Raw genomic sequence first — 18633 nt, 5'->3', positions numbered from 1 at the left:
GCAATAGCTTAAGTATACCTTTCAGCATAACGATTTTCCAAAGTATAATTTGATACAAGCCATAAATGCAACAGCCTGTTTATACTTTACGCAAGTATAAACGGGCTGTTTAAAGTATAAAATGCAGGTATGCTTAACTGATTGGCACTTTGCGAAGTATGGCTTCAATAAAGTCTTTTGTCCGGATGCCGTCGGCTTCCGCTTCGTAGTTAAGTATGATGCGGTGGTTCATAACATCGTGGGCCACTTCTTTAATGTCTTCGGGCAGCACATAATCGCGGTCATCAAAGTAGGCAATGGCTTTGGCGGCACGGTGCAGGGCAATGCTGGCCCTCGGCGAAACCCCGAACTGGATGTAAGGCGCAAACTCGGCCAGGTCATATTCGGCAGGACGGCGGGTAGCAAAAACCAACTCTATAATGTAGCGTTCCAGTGTTTCGGAAATCTGTACCTGGTTTATTTCGCTCCGGATGTTAAAGATATCTTCTTTTGATAAAACCTTCGAAATAGAGTCGTTGAAAGACATATTGGCCATACGACGCATAATCTCCAACTCGTCTGTTTTCTTTGGGTAATCAATGTATACTTTCATCATAAAGCGGTCTACCTGCGCTTCAGGCAAAGGGTAGGTGCCTTCGTGCTCTACGGGGTTTTGCGTAGCCAGCACCAGGAAAGGCAGGTCGAGCTGAAAAGTTGTTTCGCCGATCGTTACCTGTTTTTCCTGCATCGCCTCCAGCAGCGCCGACTGTACTTTGGCCGGAGAGCGGTTTACTTCATCAGCCAGAATCAGGTTAGAGAAGATAGGGCCTTTTTTAACCTCAAATACCGAGGCGTTCTGGTTATAGATCATCGTCCCGATGAGGTCGGAGGGGAGCAGATCCGGGGTAAACTGTATCCGTTGGAAATCGAGGCGGAGCGCCTTGGAGAGCGAGTTGATCGTAAGTGTTTTAGCCAGCCCGGGCACACCTTCCAGCAAAATATGGCCGCCGGTAAATAACCCGATCAGCAGGCGGTTGATCATATAGGATTGCCCTACCACCACATTGCCTACTTCACTAAAAACCTGCCGTATTTTCTGCTGATTGGCTTTTATCCTGTCCTGTTGTATGAAATCTTCTGCTGGCATAAACTATCCGGGGTTCTGTAAAACTCCTAAATATAACAATAATACCCCATTAGAGCCAAGCCATTGGCTATTGCCTGGCCTGTATGCTTGTGCAAGCGAAAATAAAAAAAGCGCTTATAAAGCGCTTTAAATAAGATAGGAGGCCGGTTAAGCCGTTTGCTTCAGGTGATAAGCGGATGCCAGGCTTAACTCTTCTGCAGAAAAGTTTATTTTAGATTTCCCTGCCTTTCTGGCCTGGCGTACCATGGCCAGCAAATTATTAAAATGCTGCTCTTCTACCTGCAACGGCAATACCATCGAAGTATCAGTTGCTGTGATATGAATGCGCTGACCGCGGGTCATGATATACAGCATCAGAAAGAAGCTGCCCAGCAGTACAAACGAGTTATCATAGTAAATAAACAAAGCTGCAATACTACCCAAAATTAAATAAATGGGTTTCCCTGTAACTTTTACTTCGCAATCTTGTATATCTTCCAGCAAAATATGTTTGCTCTTTCTGAAAGACCAGGGCGTAGGGTTTTGTATAAGCCGGTGCGTTGTAAAGGCAAGCTTTTCGTCTACCGTCTGCATCAGGTACTGCTCTCCGTCAAACAGTTTTGTCTGAACCATAGGGACTGAAATATTAAGTTTGTGTAGTGTTAGGCGGCGTTGTAATGTCAATAGCACAGTTATCTTTTTTATTAAGACCCTAGTAGTTGTAAAAGGGTTGCATTATAAAATAACCGTAAAGGTAAAGTTATTTTATGTCATCCTAACGTAGAATAATTAAAACAAATATAAATTTGCTCCATTATAACGTAAGTTGCTGTTATACAGCGGTTTATTTATACTTAGGAAGTGATGATAATGTTTACAAAAAAAGCCTTTCCCGGATTACCAGGAAAGGCTTTTTTTGTAAAGGCTATTTTTATTTATTTCGATAAGTATAAATCACCTTCGAAACCGTGTGCGCGCTGGTTTTTAAAACGTGCTATATCGGCCTGCATGTTATCGTAAATCTCTTCTATCTCTTCAGATTCTGCGGTTAATGGTTTGATGTGCTCGCTCAGCAACTTGGCCGCCATCGGGTAGAACTTAGAATCGTCGGTATTTTTTGCGTTTACCTTAAATGAGCTAACAGCATTCTCCAGTTTTTTTAACATCGGATACTGCCCCTTAAACTCCTGTAGCGTATCGCGAAGCTTCTCGCGAATCATCAGGTACAAATCTTCTTCAAACGTAATACCGAGGTCTTCATCCTCTTCATCATCGTCAAAATTGCTAAAGCTCAAGTCCTCGTCGTAGTCAAATTCGTCTCTCATGGCTGCTGCTAATAAAGTTGATTAAAGTAATATAGGTACGGGCTAAAAATGCTGTTTGTGTCGTAAAAGTTTCGATTTTTTAAATTTTTTAATCGAACCTATTCAACTTCGCCAGCTGGGTGTGCAAGTATAATCCAAGTGCATAATTAATATTTCGGTTACTTATTTGCAATGATTAAAAGCAGGGGATGGCAGCAAGAGGCAAAAAAATAACCGCATGCTTTTGCCGCCTGCGGTTATTTGTCTGACTTTAAGCCTGAAGTATAAAATCAGAGAGGGGTTAATTTCCGAATTTTCTTTCGATCAGGCGAAGTAATTTATTTACATGGTCCTGTTTTTTGGTCCAGTCATACTTGGTGGCCAGCTCTGCGGTAACATATTGTTTGGCTGTTGTCTCATCTGGCATCGTGTCCAGAGCTTGTATGGTTTGGTAGTAATGCATGTTATCGCCATCAAACAACTCGTTTATAAAACTGAAACGCTGGTTAATGGAAATAGAATTCTTAAGCGAGTCGATGCGCTGGTTGCTGTGCGTATCGGCTAAAGATGCCTGGGGTGCTTTCCGGAAATTATCGTTCAGGGTTGGGCGGGCAGGCGCCACATGTTCTTCTTCCTCGTCAGCAATGGTTAACGGCTTCCTGATAGCAGGTGCAGGCACAGAAGCTTCGCGCTGAGCCATATGGATAGGCGCTACAATATCAACTTCCTCTTCGGGGGCCGGTGGTGTTGGCTTGGCATAAACAGGCGCGGCAGGTGCTGCTGTTTCGGTAAGTTCGGTTAGTGTTACAGGCAACAAACTGTTAAACTGATCGATCAGGTCCTGTAGCGGGCGGCGCTGCTCGTCGTGGGCGTGCAGGTATACCTTAAAGCGGTTCCGGATATCGCCTCTGTCGTTATCAGTAGGTGTAAGGGTTTCCAGGAAGCCGGCGAAAAGCGCTTTGTCGATATCGATATACTTTAGATTTTCCTGCAGTTTCGGTAATTGTACTTCTTCCTGTACTCTCAGAAATTTTTCTTCGAATACGGCAAGCGGCGCCAGCGAAACCAAGAGCGTATCCTGTATAGCTTTCTGCAGCAAGGGCTCAAAAGCTTCGCGTTTCAGTTTAATTTTCCGGGAAAGCACATTCATGAACTGGATCAGCGCTTCTTTTACTTCCTCGTGCTCAAAATCAAAGTATGGGCTGCGCAGGTTTGCCATTTCGGCGTGCCACTTCAGCAGCAATTCTTTTATCACGAAAAGGTTTACCTGTTTTACAGGCGTAAAGCTGATCAGTTGAGGGCCGTTCAGGGTATGCTGAGTAGCGAAATAGCGGTCGCAGAGTACGTTTGCCAGCTCTTTGCTGTAGCGCTCTAACTGTAATTGATTATATTTGCTTTCCATTGGGAGTATTTTCTTCTCTAAAGTATAAAGTTAACATGCCTGAGTTGATTGTCCAAAACCTTGCCGGCCGCGAGGTGAAAGTAGCGCAGGACCAAACACTGCTAAAAGCGCTTCAGGCTGCCGGCATTGACTGGATGCACGCCTGCGGAGGCAAAGGCCGCTGCACCTCGTGCCGGGTAATTGTGCTGCAGGGCCTGGATAATTTTGGACCGCTTACGGCAGCAGAACTACGTTACCGCGAAAGTGGGCGCCTTAAAGTTAACGAGCGTTTAACCTGCCAGTGTATGCTGGCGCACGGAAATGCAACCGGAAAAGTGCCGGAGCAAACCAAATTGCCGCACATGACCTATAGTAGTTAGAAAATTTGAATTTTGAATAACTGAATTTTGAATAACAGAATTATAAATAAGCTGTTCGAACTTCGATATCTAAAAATTGAATATTTAATTATCCATTTACGCAATCACTCATTCAAAATTCAGTTATTCAAGATTCAAAATTATAGTAAATAAATGTTTATAGAGCCACGTGTAAGCCGGGAAAGCCATGGGCACCGGCGGGGATGGATAGAAGTTATTTGCGGATCTATGTTTTCGGGCAAAACCGAGGAGCTTATTCGCCGCCTGAACCGGGCAAAAATTGCGCGCCAGAAGATCGAGATATTTAAGCCAGGCATTGATAAACGTTACCACGAGATCGATGTGGTATCGCATAACGAGAACTCCATCCGCTCCACACCCATCGATTTTGCACAGGATATGTTGTTGCTGGGTGGCAGTTGCGATGTGGTAGGGATTGATGAAGCACAGTTTTTTGACGAAGGCCTGGCCGAAGTATGCGTAAAGCTGGCTAACAGTGGCGTTCGCGTAATTGCTGCCGGCCTGGATATGGATTACCTCGGCAAACCGTTCGGGCCGATGCCAGCGCTAATGTCCGTAGCCGAATACGTAACCAAAGTACATGCTATTTGCGTGGTGTGCGGCGATATTGCCACCTACTCTTTTCGGAGTGTAACCGCAGAGTCGCAGGTGCTGCTCGGCGAGACAGAGTCGTATGAGGCGCGTTGCCGCCATTGTTTCCTGGAAGGGCAGAAAGCCAAAAAATAACTGCTGCTGCCACCCGTAAAGTATAATTTATACTTTGCTAGCCTTACTAAATGCAGACCAGAACCTGTTAAAAGCCGTATGCCAGCACATGTTAGTTAAAACAAGAGGCCTCGTACTCAGCACCATCAAATTCAGGGAAACCTCGATTATCGCGAAAGTATACACCGAGGCGCTGGGCATGCAATCTTATATTGTAAACGGCGTGCGCAGGAAAGGCAGTGGCTCACGCATCGCGCTTTTCCAGCCGTTTACGTTGCTCGATATGGTGGTTTATACCTCGCACAGAGGTGGCCTTACCCGGATCTCAGAGTATAAAACTGCGGCGCCCTTTGTTTCTATTCCGTTTGATATCCGGAAAAGCAGCATCCTTCTTTTTTTATCGGAAGTAGTGGGCCGCACCATTAAAGAAGAAGAAGAAAACCAGCCACTCTTCCAGTTTCTGTTCAACTCCATTTTATACTTTGATCAGCAGACGCAGCACTTCGAGAATTTCCATCTTATTTTTTTGCTGGAGTTAAGCCACCATTTGGGTTTCGGGCCAAGTTCCGGCACCGAGATAGTAGAGCAGGTTGCCTTCTCCGCTAACGCCCAAAGTGCTACTTCTGCGCCATCCGTACTGGATCTGCAGGCCTATGAAACCTACTTTGATCAATTGCTGCAGGATGCCGGCCATGCCAACATTCCGAACGGAAAAGTGAGAAGAGAACTGCTGGATGTGCTGGTGCGCTATTACCAACTGCACGTAGATAAACTAGGCGAAATAAAATCCCTGGCCATACTTTCGGAAGTGCTGGGATAAGCATTTGCAAAGTATAAAGTATAAAAAAGCCGTTGCAATTTTTGTTGCAACGGCTTTTTTATACTTGTAATGAGGCTGTTCTACTGAACGCTTACCACTTTTATATCGAAAATAAGCACTGCATTCGGGCCGAGCGATTGACTTCCGCATGGGCCATACGCTAGGTAAGAAGGTATATAGAAACGAGTTTCTTCCCCTACGCTCATCAATGGCAATGCTTCCTGCCACCCCGCAATTACCTGCGAGTAGCCAACCATCACCGGGAAAGTCTGGCTGCGGTCGTAAGAAGAATCGAACGTGCTGCCGGAAAGTGTTTTGCCAATGTAATGCACCTGCACGTTATCGCCCACTTTTATCTGGCGGCCTGTGCCTGGCTGCAGGTTCATATAATGCAAACCAGATTCTGTGCTTTTTACCAGGTTCGCATCTACCTTGTTATCGGTCAGGTATTTCTGGATGACCTCGATATCCTTCACTTTCTGTTCCATTTTCTGGGACTGCGTCGGATAGCAAGGGCCGTTCAGCGATACGTCGTCCTTTTTACAGGCAACAGCGCCAGCCAACAGGCCACAGATCATAAAAGCACGGCCTGCTTTGGCTAAAGATCGGGTAAGGATTGGTAAGCTCATGTTAAAATAAAAACGGTATGCTAAAATTAATTCTTCACGTCAACCAGCTCCACATCGAAGCGCAGAATAGAGTTTGCCGGCATATCCGGGCCACGCTCCTGCTCGCCGTAAGCTAAAGGCGAAGGAATAAGTAAAATTGCTTTGCTGCCTTTGTTCAGCATTTTAATACCATCATCCCAACCTGGTATTACCTGGCCCTGGCCTAACGGAAACTCGAACGGCTTGCCACCAGACATTGGGTTGTTGTAAGAAGAATCGAACTCTTTGCCATCCAGGAACATGCCTTTGTAATGCACAGACACGAGATTACCGGCTGCTGCTTTAGGACCTTTGCCTGGCTGCGTGATCACATAATAAACGCCTGATTCTGTTTTCTGAACATTCTGCAGGTTGTTCGCCTTGATGTACTCCTGGATTTTAGCATCATCCACTACTGTTTGCTTTTCAGCACGCTCAGCAGCGCCTTTCATTTGCTCTTCCATCATTTTCTGCTGAGATGCCATCGCATCCTGCTCAGACTGGATTTTATCCACTTTGATGAAGAATGTAAGGTCAGATCCTTTTTTGATGAAAGGAGGAAGTGGCTGTCCGCCGAAAGACTTTGCGAAAAGTGAATCAGCATTGATCTTGAACACACCGCTATCGCCTGCCTGCATAGACATTAACGCCTGCTCTAAGCTACCTTTAAAAGGCGACTTCATAACAGGTAGCATAATTGGTGTTCTGTTTTCGCGGGAGTTGAACAACAGAGAGTCTTCCGCATTTTTATAAGACATTTGCAGCGTAACTACCTGGCCTATTTTAGCGCCTGTAGAGTCTGCCAGGTTTACTTCGCCTTTGTTCTCGTAAACGCCTTTATCGTTCTGAGAATAGATTTTATACGTCAATCCGTCTGTCGTATGAAATTCGTCTTTGTTTCCTTTGCAGCCTTGCAGCAGAAGCGCGCCAGCTAAAACCGGCAGTAAAAATTTAGATTTAGATAACATTCGTTTTATATGTTGTGATTAGGAATTCGTTGAAACAGCCTGCTCGAGTTGCTCTTTGTAAAGCGGCAGCAGACTTTCAAATTTAGCGATGGTAGCTTCCAGGGGCTCCATCGAAATACCGCCGGCTGCATTTTTGTGGCCACCACCGTTAAAATGGGTGCGTGCAAACTCGTTCGCCGAAAAATTGCCCACCGACCGGAACGACATTTTTACGGCCTGGGTACGGTCGATGATCAGCACGGCAAATACAATGCCTTCAATCGATAAAGCATAGTTTACAAGCCCTTCCGTATCGCCGGTTTTAGAGTCGTACGCTTTCAGCTCATCGGCTGTAATGGCAATATAAGCAGTTTTATATTCATACTTTACAACCAGCTTATCTTTTAAAGCAAACCCCAGAAAACGCAGGCGTAGTTCCGTGGAGCTATCATAAATAAGGCGGTGGATGTTGGATGTATTTACTCCAACCTGCAGCAGATCGGCAATAATGAGGTGCACGTTTTTAGAAGTGCTCGGGTGCCGGAACGACCCTGTATCCGTCATGATACCAGCATACAGGCATTCGCCGATAGCCGTATCGATCATGTCGCCGTCGCCTAGCTCTTTTATGATATCGTATACCAGCTCGGCTGTTGCGGCGGCATTTGTATCCGAGAAGGTAAGCTGGGCAAAATCTTCGGGGTGCAGGTGGTGGTCGATGAGTACTTTGGTGCCGGGTGCTTCGCGGATATATTCGCCCATCTCGTTGATGCGGGACAAGGCAGAAAAATCAAGACAGAAAATAACCTGCGACTCCTTTATAATACGTTGCACCAGGGCATCGCTTTTTTCGGAATAAACCAGTACGTCGCTGTTGCCTGTCATCCAGTTCAGGAACGATGGATAATCGGAAGGGGTGATCACAGTAACGCGGTGGCCTTTCTTTTTCAGATACCCCGCCAACCCTAACGATGAGCCTAATGCATCGGCATCGGGCTTATGGTGCGTGGTGATCATCACTTCTTTAGGCTCCTGCAGAAGCTCTTTCAGCGCATTAATATCGTGCATACTCTTGCTAAACTCCTCTGATTAATAAGGATATAAGGCGCCAATTTCTGAAGAATTATCTTCTAAAGCAATTAAATTACTTTTTTGCCGGCACACGCAGGCCATACTTTAAGCAGGAGATTTGCTGAAAGAGTGAAGGATAATGTGCAGTTTTTCCTTTAAATGCGCTACTTTTGCAACTCCGGAAATAAGAAATAACACACTATAAACTAAAGACAACATGGCCGAGAACAGAACATTTACCATGATTAAGCCCGATGCGGTTGCAGATAATCATATTGGTGGCATCACAAAGATGATCGAAGAGGGTGGATTCCGTATTGTAGCGATGAAAAAGACGGCCTTATCAGAAGAGCGTGCCGGTCAGTTTTATGCAGTTCACAAAGAGCGTCCTTTTTACAACGACCTGGTGAAGTACATGTCTAAAGGCCCGATCGTGGCGATGATCCTGGAGAAAGACAATGCTGTAGAAGATTTCCGTACCCTGATTGGCGCTACCAACCCGGAGCAGGCTGCTGAAGGTACAATCCGTAAGGCCTATGCTAAATCAATCGAATCGAATGCTGTACACGGTTCTGATTCTGATGAGAACGCACAGATCGAAGGTGATTTCTTTTTCGCTGCTGACGAGCGTTTCTAAGCACCCGTAAAGTATACTTATTGATTACGGAAAGGCGGCCATACTTTAAAAGTATGGCCGCCTTTTTATACTTTCTATATAGCAAAGAAGGCCACCCTACTTAAAGAGTGGCCTTCTTTGTTTTATACTTTAAGCTTTTTAGTCTCTCGGGATGGTCAGTTTCTGGCCCGGTTTGATCAGGTCCGGGTTATCGCCGATGGTTGTTTTGTTCGCGTTGTAAATCTTCGTCCATGCGCTGGCATTGCCATACTGTTTCTGGGCTATCTTAGAAAGCGAATCGCCGGATTGTACAGTATAAGTATCCTGGTTGATAGCAGCCGGTTGTGGCGAAGCGGCAGCGTTTGGAGCTGGTGCAGCCTGTTGGCCGGGCATTTGTGTAATTTTTGGTTTAGCGACAGGCTTAGCCGGTTCTTCTTTTCCTTTTTTTAAAAAATCAAACAGTCCCATATTTTAAGTCTTTTTATGCTGGTTTAAAATTGTATTTTACTGGAGTCTGGTATCGTAACTCCGTTCAGATTAAATACGCCCGTTTTTATACTTAGTTGTGGTGCTGCCGGAGCAATGCTTTTTGTATCAACCCATAAGGGCATATACCCGTAAGGACATCAGGCAACTTCTGAGAGAATAACAGGAGATGACTATATAACTTTAAAACTATGAAAATGAGAAATTCTAAAGATTGGTTAAAGCAAATACAGTATACGCTTGCAGCTTTGGTAATGGTTGTGCTGGTAAGCTGCTCGGGCAAAGAAGAAGTAGGTTCTACAAGTCTGATAACAGGAGCCTCCAGTAAAACCTGGAAAACAGATAAGTCTATTGATGCAACCGGCGATAAAGAAAAACTGACAGACCAGGAAGAAAACGAAGCTTTGCAGTTTTTTGCAGACGGCCGTTTCTCTACCAGCGGTGGGGCAGCTTTGCAAACCGGAACCTGGACGTTTGATCAGGCAGCTAAAACATTATCGCTTCAGTTTGAAGGTGCCGCCACACAAGAGGTATTTAATGTTACCAAACTAACAGAAGATGAGATGAGACTGAAAGCACCGGATGGTTCTGAAATGGTTTTATCATCCAAATAAAATAAGCATACATTAACAGAGAGCCGGCTAGAAACCGGCTTTTTTTATGCCCGTTTCAGAAGCCGTCGCATGGTTAGCAGGCCCAATAGCGGACCAATGCCTAAAAATATAAACACGTGCTGTGGCTGAAAAAGAGAGAGCAGATACCCTATTAACTGAATACTGAAAATGGTAATAGCAAACCCGATGGAAACCACCACGGTAAGTGCCGTACCAACCAACTGCGGCGGAGCCGTACGTGCTGTAAGCGCCGAAAACTGAGGCGAATCGCCGGCTACCACCACACCCCAGCACAAGAGCAATGGCAAAACCAGGCCAGGCATGTTAAATACCCAGAAACTGAGGACACAGCAAACACCGGATAAAAGCAATTGCATAAAAGCCACCCGCTCGCTGCCCCACCACTGCGACAGATATCCGCCGCCGATGCAACCCAATGCGCCCGCCGCAATAATGGCGAAACTATAAAGCGAAGTTTGTTGGGCTGATAAGGTTGGTAAGGAATAGGCAAGTATAAAAGGAACAAAAGCCCAGAACGTATACAGCTCCCACATGTGGCCAAAGTACCCGAAAGCCGCTGCCCTGAAATCTTTCAGCTTGAAAACATCCAGCATATTACCGAGCCTCAACACAGCTCCTCTACCGGATAAAGGGCCATCCGGAACCAGCAGGTACATCATGAGCCCTCCCAGCGCAGCTAATATACTTATACTGATCAGCATGGTTTGCCATGATAAACTGGTGCCAAACCCACGCAGCAAGTGCGGAAAAGCCGTACCCAGAACCAGCGCACCCACCAGGTAGCCGATTGCTTTGCCAAGCTTGCCCTGGTACCAGCTTGCCGCTATTTTCATGCCCACCGGGTAAATACCTGCCAGTAAAAAACCGGTTACTGCACGCAAACTTAAAACGGCACTTATACTTTCAGGAGCCAGCAGAATAGCTGCATTCGCTAAGCCACCTGCCACGGCGCAAAACAAAAACAACATTCGCGGAGAATACCTGTCGGCAAGCGAAAGGGCGGCAAAACAGAAGGTGCCCAATATAAAGCCCAACTGCACGGCAGAAGTAAGCAGGGGCAAAGCATCGTTTTGCAGTTTCAGGGTGCTTTGTAGTTCGGGAAGCACGGCATTACCGGCAAACCACAACGAGGTGCCCGCAAACTGCGAAAACACGATAACAGGCAGAATCCGGGCAGGAGGCATGTGCGGAGTTAGAAAGTGTGGAAGTCAGCAGGTTAGAAAGATAGGAGTTTAAAGTAAATTGAAACCACTTTCTAACCTGCTGACGTTTTAAATTTTAATTTAAAAGATCGTTTCGGCAAATTTTTCGATGGCTTTGCGGGTTTCGTAAGGCCGCTCGAACATGCCCATGTGGCCGGTTTTGCCTAGAAAATTAACCATACTATTGGGTGGCAGGTGGCATTGCTCCAGTGCTTTTTCCATTGGCACGGCACCATCCTCCTTTCCAAAAATAAACAATACCGGAAACTTTACTTTCTCCAGTACACCTGTTCTGTCCTTTCGGTCGCGCATGGCAGCCAGGCAGCCGGTTATACTTTCTTTGGGTGTAGCTTTGCCAATGTCTTTCATCATCTCGATCTCAGCTTTCAGTTTGGCGCGGTTCGCACCATAAAAGAGTGGCTCAATAAACGGATTGATGAAGTTGTCTACGCCATGTTTTTCGATGTAGGCGATGCTTTTGTCGCGGGCTTCTTTCTTTTCTTCGGTATCGGGGAGGGCAGAGGAGTGGAACATGCACAGGCCTTTGAGCATACTGCCATACTTCTCGGCAAAAGCCATACTTACATAGCCGCCCATCGAGTGGCCCACCAGCAACAATTTCTTTACATCCAACGCATCTAATTGTGCTTTCACATCCTCGGCCATACTTTCCATCGAAAAATCAGAGATGTTTTCGGTATGCTCGCCGTGGCCGGGCAGGTCTAAAAGTATAACATTGAATTTGTTTTGAAGCAGCTTTACAAACTCATGCCATACTTGCTTGCTTTCGCAGAAGCCGTGCAGAAAAACGATGGTATCGATAGGGTGTTGCTTTGTCATAGTTTAGTCGTATTTGTTCAGTTGTAGGCACAGGTCGCGACCTGTCCGCGCGAGGACAGGTTTATGCAGCAAGAATTGTTAATACTCAAATGCCTCGTCCTGTTCATCCTTTTTTAATCCTCAGAATCCTGTTTCAGATAAATACTGTGCACGATTCGGACAGGTCGCGACTTGTCCCTACAATATCCTGGAAATCCTTTAATCCTGTAAATTTTGATGCTGATAAATTCACAGCTCAAACAAAAACCCTCACAATCTCTGAGGAAACTGTGAGGGTTGTCTTATGTCCTTTGTCAAAAACTCCTTTGTCTGGAAAACTTATACTTTAACAGTTACACCGATCAGTTCGCGAACGGTACGCTCGATGTCTTCCGGTGCAAAGCCTGCTTCGCGGTGAAGTTCCATTTGCGAGCCATGTTCGTAAATAACATCGGCCATGCCCAGGCGTTTCACCTGAGAAGTATACCCGTTATCTACCATAAACTCCAGCACCGCACTTCCGAAACCACCCTGCAGGCAGCCATCTTCTACGGTAATTACTTTATCATACTTTGTAAAAATGTGGTGCAGCAGTTCGGCATCTAGTGGCTTGCAGTAGCGCATATCGTAATGGCCCGGGTTAATGCCGTCGTAAGCAAGTTTTTTGCAAACATCCACCGCATAGTTACCAATGTGGCCAAAGGTAAGTATAGCAACTTCTTCGCCTTCCTGTATGGTGCGGCCTTTGCCAATTGGTTGCAACTCTAATGGTGTGCGCCAGTGCGGCATAACACCTTCGCCGCGTGGGTAACGGATCGTGAACGGTCCTACATTATCCTGCGAAGCGGAGTACATCATGTTGCGCAGTTCCTGCTCGTTCATGGGGGCAGCCACAATCATGTTCGGGATGCAGCGCATGTAGGCAATATCGTAAGCGCCGTGGTGTGTTGGGCCGTCGGCACCGGCAAAACCGGCTCTATCCAGGCAGAAAACTACGTTCAGGTTCTGTAAGCATACATCGTGTACCACCTGGTCGTAGCCGCGCTGCATAAACGTACTGTAAATGTTGCAGAACGGAATCATACCTTGTGTGGCCAGGCCAGCCGAGAACGTAACGGCATGTTGCTCGGCAATGCCTACATCAAACGCACGATCCGGCATGGCTGCCATCATAATGTTAAGCGAGCAGCCCGATGGCATAGCAGGCGTAACGCCCATTATTTTAGGGTTCTGCTCGGCAAGCTCTACCATCGTATGGCCAAACACATCCTGGTACTTAGGCGGTTGTGGGGTATCGTAAGTAGTTTTATAGATTTCGCCGGTTATTTTATCGAACAGGCCGGGCGCGTGCCATTTGGTCTGGTCTTTCTCGGCCAGTTCAAAGCCTTTGCCTTTGGTGGTAAGGCAATGCAGTATTTTAGGACCCGGTATATGTTTCAGATCTTCCAGTACCGAAGCCAGGTGGTTGATATCGTGTCCGTCGATTGGGCCGAAGTAGCGGAAGTTAAGCCCTTCAAATAAATTGCTTTGCTTAAGTACAGTAGCCTTGATTCCGCTTTCTATTTTTGAAGCGATATGCTGTGCATTTGGCCCGAATTTGCTGATCTTGCCTAGTATGTTCCAGATCTCGTCGCGTACTTTATTGTAAGTGCGGGATGTGGTGATATCGGTTAAATATTCTTTCAGAGCGCCCACATTCGGGTCAATGCTCATGCAGTTATCGTTCAGCACCACCAATAAGTTGGCATTGGCAACACCGGCGTGGTTCATAGCCTCAAAAGCCATACCGCCCGTCATGGCGCCATCTCCGATAACGGCAATGTGCTGGCGGTCTTCTTCGTGTTTATACTTGGAGGCAACAGCCATACCCAGCGCTGCCGAAATAGACGTGCTGGAGTGGCCTACGCCAAAGGTATCGTATTCGCTTTCTTTGCGTTTCGGGAAACCGGACAGGCCTTTATACTTGCGGTTGGTATGGAAATTTTCGCGGCGGCCTGTCAGTATTTTGTGGCCGTACGCCTGGTGGCCCACATCCCAGACCAGCTGGTCGTAAGGTGTATTAAAGACGTAATGCAGCGCCGTAGTAAGTTCTACAACACCCAGGCTAGCCCCAAAATGACCGCCATGTATGGATACCACATCAATTATATACTGTCTCAGCTCCTGACTAACCTGCAGTAATTGGGTTGGCTTGAGTTTCCTCAGGTCGGCAGGGGTATGGATGGAAGCTAGGAGCTCTCCCGGTTGAATGATCATAGAATCGTCTTTATAGACCTCTAACAAAATTTAGTTGCCAAAGTTTAAATGCGGCAAACGCACCAGACCGGACAAAACACAAAGGTAATAAATTAATAAGAAAAGCGCCTTCTTTACAAATGTACAAACCCGGCTGTAAACGAAACTTGCAGATCAGAAAGTATAAAAAAAGCCCTCTGTAAACTGAAAATTACTTTAATTTGAGCTCGGGCGAAGTAGAAAAAGGGAATTTTTATTTTACCTGAACAATTATACCACTAATACCGGCAACTTGTTTTAAGATAGCAGATTATCTGCAGGCAGTTTCTTAATTTCGGGCTTCAGGTTAAAATGTTTATTTTTGATTTTCAGTTATAGCCACGTGCAGCATAGCAAAGTATAAAGTATGAGTTTCGAGATAAAATTAGCGTTGTTTGAGGGGCCGTTCGACCTGTTGCTTTTCTTTATTGAGCGCGATGAGCTGGATATCCATGATATTCCGATCTTCCAGATCACAAACGAATTTATGGGCTACATCCAGCAAATGGAGCAGCTGAACATGGAAGTAGCCAGCGATTTTATACTTACCGCGGCCACCCTGATGCGCATAAAAGTTAAAATGCTACTGCCCCGCACCGAAAAAGACGACGAAGGCAACGAGATTGACCCGCGCAAGGAACTGGTGCAGCACCTGCTGGAATATAAAAAGTTTAAAAGTATAATTCCGGATATGCAGGCAATGGAAGACCAGCGCCTGGCCCAGGAAAGCCGTGGCAACCTGCACCACGAACTGCAGCAGATAGCCACCGCTAACCACTTCGAGTACGAACTGCAGGACCTGAGCCTGTACAAAATCATGCGCGTGTTCGAGAAAGTGATGACGCGCTTTGAAGAAGAACAGAACCGCCCGCAACACACCGTACTTACTTATCCTTATACCTTAGATGGCCAGCGCGACTACATTATGCAGCGCGTGCAGGAGCAAAGCCGCATCGATTTTTCGGAGCTTATACTTGCCTTTCCGGATAAAATAGGGATGATCTTCAATTTCCTGGCGATACTGGATATGTTGCAACTGAACATGATCGGCATCGAGATCGGCGAAGATTTCAACGATTTCGCGATTACAACTGCAGATGGCGCAACCACGCAGGTATTACAATTACTGGAGGCCGAAGAAGCTGTTTAGTTGTTATTTGCCGAAATGACGTGTGCAGCCTTCCCTTTCTGAAAACAGACCTATGAAAACGATCATTATTGGTGGCGGTATTGGTGGGTTATGTGCAGCGATTGCTTTGCAGAAAGCAGGAATTGAAGCCGAAGTATACGAAGCCGCTCCGGAACTGAAACCCGTAGGCGCCGGCGTAGGTTTAGCAGCCAACGCCATTCAAGGCCTGGAACGGTTGGGCGTGGCGCAGGAAGTAATAGCACTGGGAAAACAGCTGACCGCCCTGGTCATGTTAGACGAAAACGGCGACGTGATCAGTAACCAGGATACGCGTAGCCTGAGCGAAAAGTATGGCGTTAACAACTTCGTCGTACACCGGGCTGCGCTGCACCAGGTACTGCAAAATCATTTAAAACCCGGCTCGCTTTTCCTGAATAAGCGCTGCGAAAGTATAAACCAGCAAGGCGATACAGTTGAAGTTACTTTTACCGATGGCAGCCATACTTCCGCTGATCTGCTGATTGCAGCCGATGGCATTAACTCTGTCATTCGCCAAAAATTACTACCAGATAGCAAGCCCCGTTATGCCGGTTATACGTGCTGGCGCGCCGTTATCGAAAACCCCGGCTTGCCCATCAATAAAATGGTTTCCGCTGAAACGTGGGCACCGCAAGGCCGGATCGGCATGGCACCTTTACCCGGAAATCTGGTATATTGGTATGTCTGCCTGAACGCTCCTGAACGCGACCCAAGAATGCAGCAAATGACTCCAGCCCAACTTTCAGCGCACTTTTCAGGGGCTCACGGACCTGTGCAGGCCATACTTGCCGCTACCAAACCCGAACAACTAATCTGGGGGGATATCGCGGACCTGGCGCCGTTAAAGCAGTTTGTGTATGGCCGTGTAGTTTTGTTGGGGGATGCTGCCCATGCTACCACACCAAATTTAGGGCAAGGCGCTTGCCAGGCCATAGAAGATGCGGTTGTGCTGGGCCAGTGCCTGCAAAATCATAAAGACTTAAAGGCAGCCCTTAGGAAATATGAAAAACGCCGGATTGCCCGAACCACCAAAATTATCCGGCTGTCGCGGCTGTTGGGTTGGGTAGCGCAATGGCAGCATCCGGTATTAACCAAAGCCCGGAACATGCTTTTGCGCACAACGCCTGCATTCGCCACAAAACGGCAGATGGAATACATTTTTAAAGTCGACTTTTAATAAAGCGGCTGTTTCATTTAAATTAATCTAAACACTTTTCAGCGGATAAGCTTAAAGTATAAACTGCTGTTAAATTTAATAAAATGAAGAAGAATTTTTGGTTTTTAGGCTTGCTGATCGGCTTATTGGGTTGTTCTGGCAGCGATAATACAACGTTAAAAAAACTACAGGCTGCTGTAGAAAGTGAAAATGTCGGGCCGAAAGGGTACAACGTCATCAACTTGGCAAATATCACTGATTTTGAATGGGATACGGCTTATTTTTTCCAGGAGGCAACGCCCGTACTGGATATCCGTAACGAGATCGGATTTATGTGGGATGGCACAGCTGTACCTAATTTTCACCACCGGTTCTTGTTTGTGGGAAAAGGTAAAGTAGTGGGTTTTGTAGATTATAACTTTAAAGAAGAATTTCTGCTTTCGGTTTACGGCTGCAACCAGGATCGCTGGATCTATCCGCGTAGCCGCGCCACGTTCGCCAGCTTTAAATACTGCACCACCGGCGAAGACCAGAAAACAGTTTATACTTTCATCCCTGAACCTTGTGTAGAAAACATACAACAACTGATGGGGCAGAAGTGTAACGAGGAGAAAGTTGCGAAGAAGTAGGGAAAGCCGGTTAACGCCGGCTTTCTTTGATGTATTTATACTTTGCTTTGGTGAGAGCTGTTTGATGGAAAAAGAAGTGCAGCTGCCCTTGTTGAGAAGTAAGCTTTCAAAAGTATATTTGCCTACGAGTCAATAAAAAAGCTCTTTCAGAACCTATATTCCGAAAGAGCTTTTTTATTGATTATACTTGAACCTACACCAACTCGTGCTTCATCAGATACTCTGCAATTTGCACAGCATTGGTAGCAGCACCTTTGCGGAGGTTATCAGCCACGATCCACATATTTACCGTACGCGGCTGCGTCTCATCTAAACGAACTCGGCCAACCAGTACCTCGTCTTTCCCATGCGCATCTTTCGGCATTGGGTAAACTAAGTTTTTTACATCATCCACCACTTTCACGCCTTCGGTCTCGTTGAGGATGCGGTATACTTCATCCAGCGTAAAGTCTTTTTCAAACTCCACGTTCACAGATTCCGAGTGGCCACCCATTACAGGTATACGCACTGCTGTAGCTGTTACCCGGATAGAGTCGTCGCTCATGATCTTCTTGGTTTCAAGGATCATTTTCATCTCTTCTTTGGTATAACCGTTGTCCGTAAACACGTCAATATGCGGCAGCACATTCAGGTCAATTGGGTAGGGGTAGGCCATCTCGCCTGTTTTGCCGGCGCGCTCGTTCATCATTTGCTCCACCGCTTTCACGCCCGTTCCGGTTACCGATTGGTAGGTGCTCACTACAATGCGCGTCGCTTTCAGTTCTTCGTGCAGCTTGTTTAGCGCTACCACCATTTGGATGGTAGAGCAGTTCGGGTTAGCGATGATCTTGTCTTCTTTTGTTAGCTCTTTGGCATTAATCTCCGGTACAACCAGCTTTTTGGTCGGGTCCATGCGCCACGCCGAGGAGTTATCGATTACCACAATGCCCGCTTCGGCAAACTTAGGGGCCCACTCCGTAGAAGTGCCGCCACCCGCCGAGAAAATAGCGATTTGCGGAGCCGCTGCAATGGCATCCTGCATCCCGATCACTGTTAGCTGTTTACCCTTAAACGCTATCTGTTTACCAACAGACCTCTCAGAAGCAACCAACAATAATTCTGTTACCGGGAAGTTACGCTCCGCCAGTACTTTCAAAATTTCGCCGCCTACCAGTCCGGTGGCGCCTACAACTGCTACTTTCATTTCGTTATTCGGGTAAATTTTTAAGGTATCAGGGTGTTAAAAAATGCCAAATATATGAGCCCTAAAGCTTTAAGTGTGCTATCT

20 protein-coding genes are annotated in these 18633 nt (G+C 46.4%); 8 read left to right on the top strand and 12 right to left on the bottom strand.

Annotation, left to right across the window (positions count from 1 at the left end):
• Nucleotides 1-133: 133 nt before the first annotated feature.
• The 4 genes from DP923_RS02550 to DP923_RS02535 all read right to left on the bottom strand — a co-directional run bounded on the left by DP923_RS02550 (nt 134) and on the right by DP923_RS02535 (nt 3811).
• Complete coding sequence (locus DP923_RS02550; protein WP_112304049.1) at nt 134-1126, bottom strand: AAA family ATPase; 993 nt, start codon at nt 1124-1126, stop codon at nt 134-136.
• A gap of 147 nt (nt 1127-1273) precedes the next feature.
• Complete coding sequence (locus tag DP923_RS02545) at nt 1274-1738, bottom strand: hypothetical protein (RefSeq protein WP_112304047.1); 465 nt, start codon at nt 1736-1738, stop codon at nt 1274-1276.
• A gap of 302 nt (nt 1739-2040) precedes the next feature.
• On the bottom strand, nt 2041-2430 hold the full coding sequence (locus tag DP923_RS02540) for a hypothetical protein (protein WP_112304045.1): 390 nt from the start codon (nt 2428-2430) through the stop codon (nt 2041-2043).
• 280 nt (nt 2431-2710) lie between these two features.
• The gene (locus tag DP923_RS02535; RefSeq protein ID WP_112304043.1) at nt 2711-3811 is read right to left on the bottom strand and encodes a hypothetical protein; all 1101 of its coding nucleotides are present in this window, start codon (nt 3809-3811) and stop codon (nt 2711-2713) included.
• 35 nt (nt 3812-3846) lie between these two features.
• Here DP923_RS02535 and DP923_RS02530 point away from each other — a divergent pair, with 35 nt between their 5' ends.
• From DP923_RS02530 to recO, 3 genes are all read left to right on the top strand, one after another.
• Nucleotides 3847-4170 (top strand): 2Fe-2S iron-sulfur cluster-binding protein, encoded by a 324-nt coding sequence (locus DP923_RS02530; RefSeq protein ID WP_112304041.1) that lies wholly within the window; start codon nt 3847-3849, stop codon nt 4168-4170.
• Nucleotides 4171-4323: 153 nt separating this feature from the next.
• Nucleotides 4324-4917 carry a thymidine kinase gene (locus tag DP923_RS02525; RefSeq protein WP_112304039.1) on the top strand — a complete coding sequence of 198 codons (594 nt, stop codon included), beginning with the start codon at nt 4324-4326 and terminating at the stop codon, nt 4915-4917.
• Nucleotides 4918-4951: 34 nt separating this feature from the next.
• A complete protein-coding gene (recO, locus tag DP923_RS02520) occupies nt 4952-5716 on the top strand; it encodes a DNA repair protein RecO (protein WP_317047265.1) in 765 nt (254 codons plus the stop codon).
• 80 nt (nt 5717-5796) lie between these two features.
• On the opposite strand, the gene DP923_RS02515 is transcribed toward recO, so the two are convergent.
• From DP923_RS02515 to DP923_RS02505, 3 genes are read right to left on the bottom strand one after another with little or no spacing between them, the layout of a single operon-like run.
• Nucleotides 5797-6345, bottom strand: a complete 549-nt coding sequence (locus tag DP923_RS02515) for an FKBP-type peptidyl-prolyl cis-trans isomerase (protein ID WP_112304037.1) — start codon at nt 6343-6345, stop codon at nt 5797-5799.
• Nucleotides 6346-6371: 26 nt separating this feature from the next.
• Nucleotides 6372-7331 (bottom strand): FKBP-type peptidyl-prolyl cis-trans isomerase, encoded by a 960-nt coding sequence (locus tag DP923_RS02510; protein ID WP_112304035.1) that lies wholly within the window; start codon nt 7329-7331, stop codon nt 6372-6374.
• An 18-nt stretch (nt 7332-7349) separates the two neighbouring features.
• Nucleotides 7350-8378, bottom strand: coding sequence for a DHH family phosphoesterase (locus DP923_RS02505; protein ID WP_112304032.1), 1029 nt, complete (start codon nt 8376-8378; stop codon nt 7350-7352).
• A gap of 220 nt (nt 8379-8598) precedes the next feature.
• Here DP923_RS02505 and DP923_RS02500 point away from each other — a divergent pair, with 220 nt between their 5' ends.
• Nucleotides 8599-9018 (top strand): nucleoside-diphosphate kinase, encoded by a 420-nt coding sequence (locus tag DP923_RS02500; RefSeq protein WP_112304030.1) that lies wholly within the window; start codon nt 8599-8601, stop codon nt 9016-9018.
• A gap of 138 nt (nt 9019-9156) precedes the next feature.
• Here DP923_RS02500 and DP923_RS02495 read toward each other — a convergent pair whose 3' ends face one another.
• Nucleotides 9157-9465, bottom strand: coding sequence for a LysM peptidoglycan-binding domain-containing protein (locus DP923_RS02495; protein ID WP_112304029.1), 309 nt, complete (start codon nt 9463-9465; stop codon nt 9157-9159).
• Nucleotides 9466-9680: 215 nt separating this feature from the next.
• On the opposite strand from DP923_RS02495, the gene DP923_RS02490 reads away from it, so the two are divergent.
• Nucleotides 9681-10097, top strand: a complete 417-nt coding sequence (locus DP923_RS02490) for a lipocalin family protein (RefSeq protein ID WP_239020908.1) — start codon at nt 9681-9683, stop codon at nt 10095-10097.
• 44 nt (nt 10098-10141) lie between these two features.
• Here DP923_RS02490 and DP923_RS02485 read toward each other — a convergent pair whose 3' ends face one another.
• The 3 genes from DP923_RS02485 to dxs form a co-directional block, all read right to left on the bottom strand.
• Nucleotides 10142-11302, bottom strand: coding sequence for an MFS transporter (locus DP923_RS02485; RefSeq protein WP_112304025.1), 1161 nt, complete (start codon nt 11300-11302; stop codon nt 10142-10144).
• Between the two features lie 99 nt (nt 11303-11401).
• Nucleotides 11402-12160 carry an alpha/beta fold hydrolase gene (locus tag DP923_RS02480; RefSeq protein WP_112304023.1) on the bottom strand — a complete coding sequence of 253 codons (759 nt, stop codon included), beginning with the start codon at nt 12158-12160 and terminating at the stop codon, nt 11402-11404.
• Nucleotides 12161-12478: 318 nt separating this feature from the next.
• The gene (gene dxs, locus DP923_RS02475; protein ID WP_112304021.1) at nt 12479-14395 is read right to left on the bottom strand and encodes a 1-deoxy-D-xylulose-5-phosphate synthase; all 1917 of its coding nucleotides are present in this window, start codon (nt 14393-14395) and stop codon (nt 12479-12481) included.
• Between the two features lie 385 nt (nt 14396-14780).
• On the opposite strand from dxs, the gene DP923_RS02470 reads away from it, so the two are divergent.
• The 3 genes from DP923_RS02470 (at nt 14781) to DP923_RS02460 (ending at nt 17366) form a co-directional block, all read left to right on the top strand.
• On the top strand, nt 14781-15563 hold the full coding sequence (locus tag DP923_RS02470; protein WP_207801925.1) for a segregation and condensation protein A: 783 nt from the start codon (nt 14781-14783) through the stop codon (nt 15561-15563).
• Nucleotides 15564-15615: 52 nt separating this feature from the next.
• Nucleotides 15616-16758: an FAD-dependent monooxygenase gene (locus DP923_RS02465; RefSeq protein ID WP_112304019.1), complete on the top strand. Its 1143-nt coding sequence runs from the start codon at nt 15616-15618 to the stop codon at nt 16756-16758.
• 83 nt (nt 16759-16841) lie between these two features.
• Entirely contained in the window at nt 16842-17366 is a 525-nt protein-coding gene (locus DP923_RS02460; protein ID WP_112304017.1) for a hypothetical protein, read from the top strand.
• 193 nt (nt 17367-17559) lie between these two features.
• Here DP923_RS02460 and DP923_RS02455 read toward each other — a convergent pair whose 3' ends face one another.
• A complete protein-coding gene (locus DP923_RS02455; RefSeq protein ID WP_112304015.1) occupies nt 17560-18549 on the bottom strand; it encodes an aspartate-semialdehyde dehydrogenase in 990 nt (329 codons plus the stop codon).
• Nucleotides 18550-18633: the final 84 nt, after the last annotated feature.

Source organism: Pontibacter arcticus, from assembly GCF_003284895.1.
GTDB lineage: Bacteria > Bacteroidota > Bacteroidia > Cytophagales > Hymenobacteraceae > Pontibacter > Pontibacter arcticus.
This window is presented reverse-complemented; position numbering and strand designations above follow the sequence as displayed.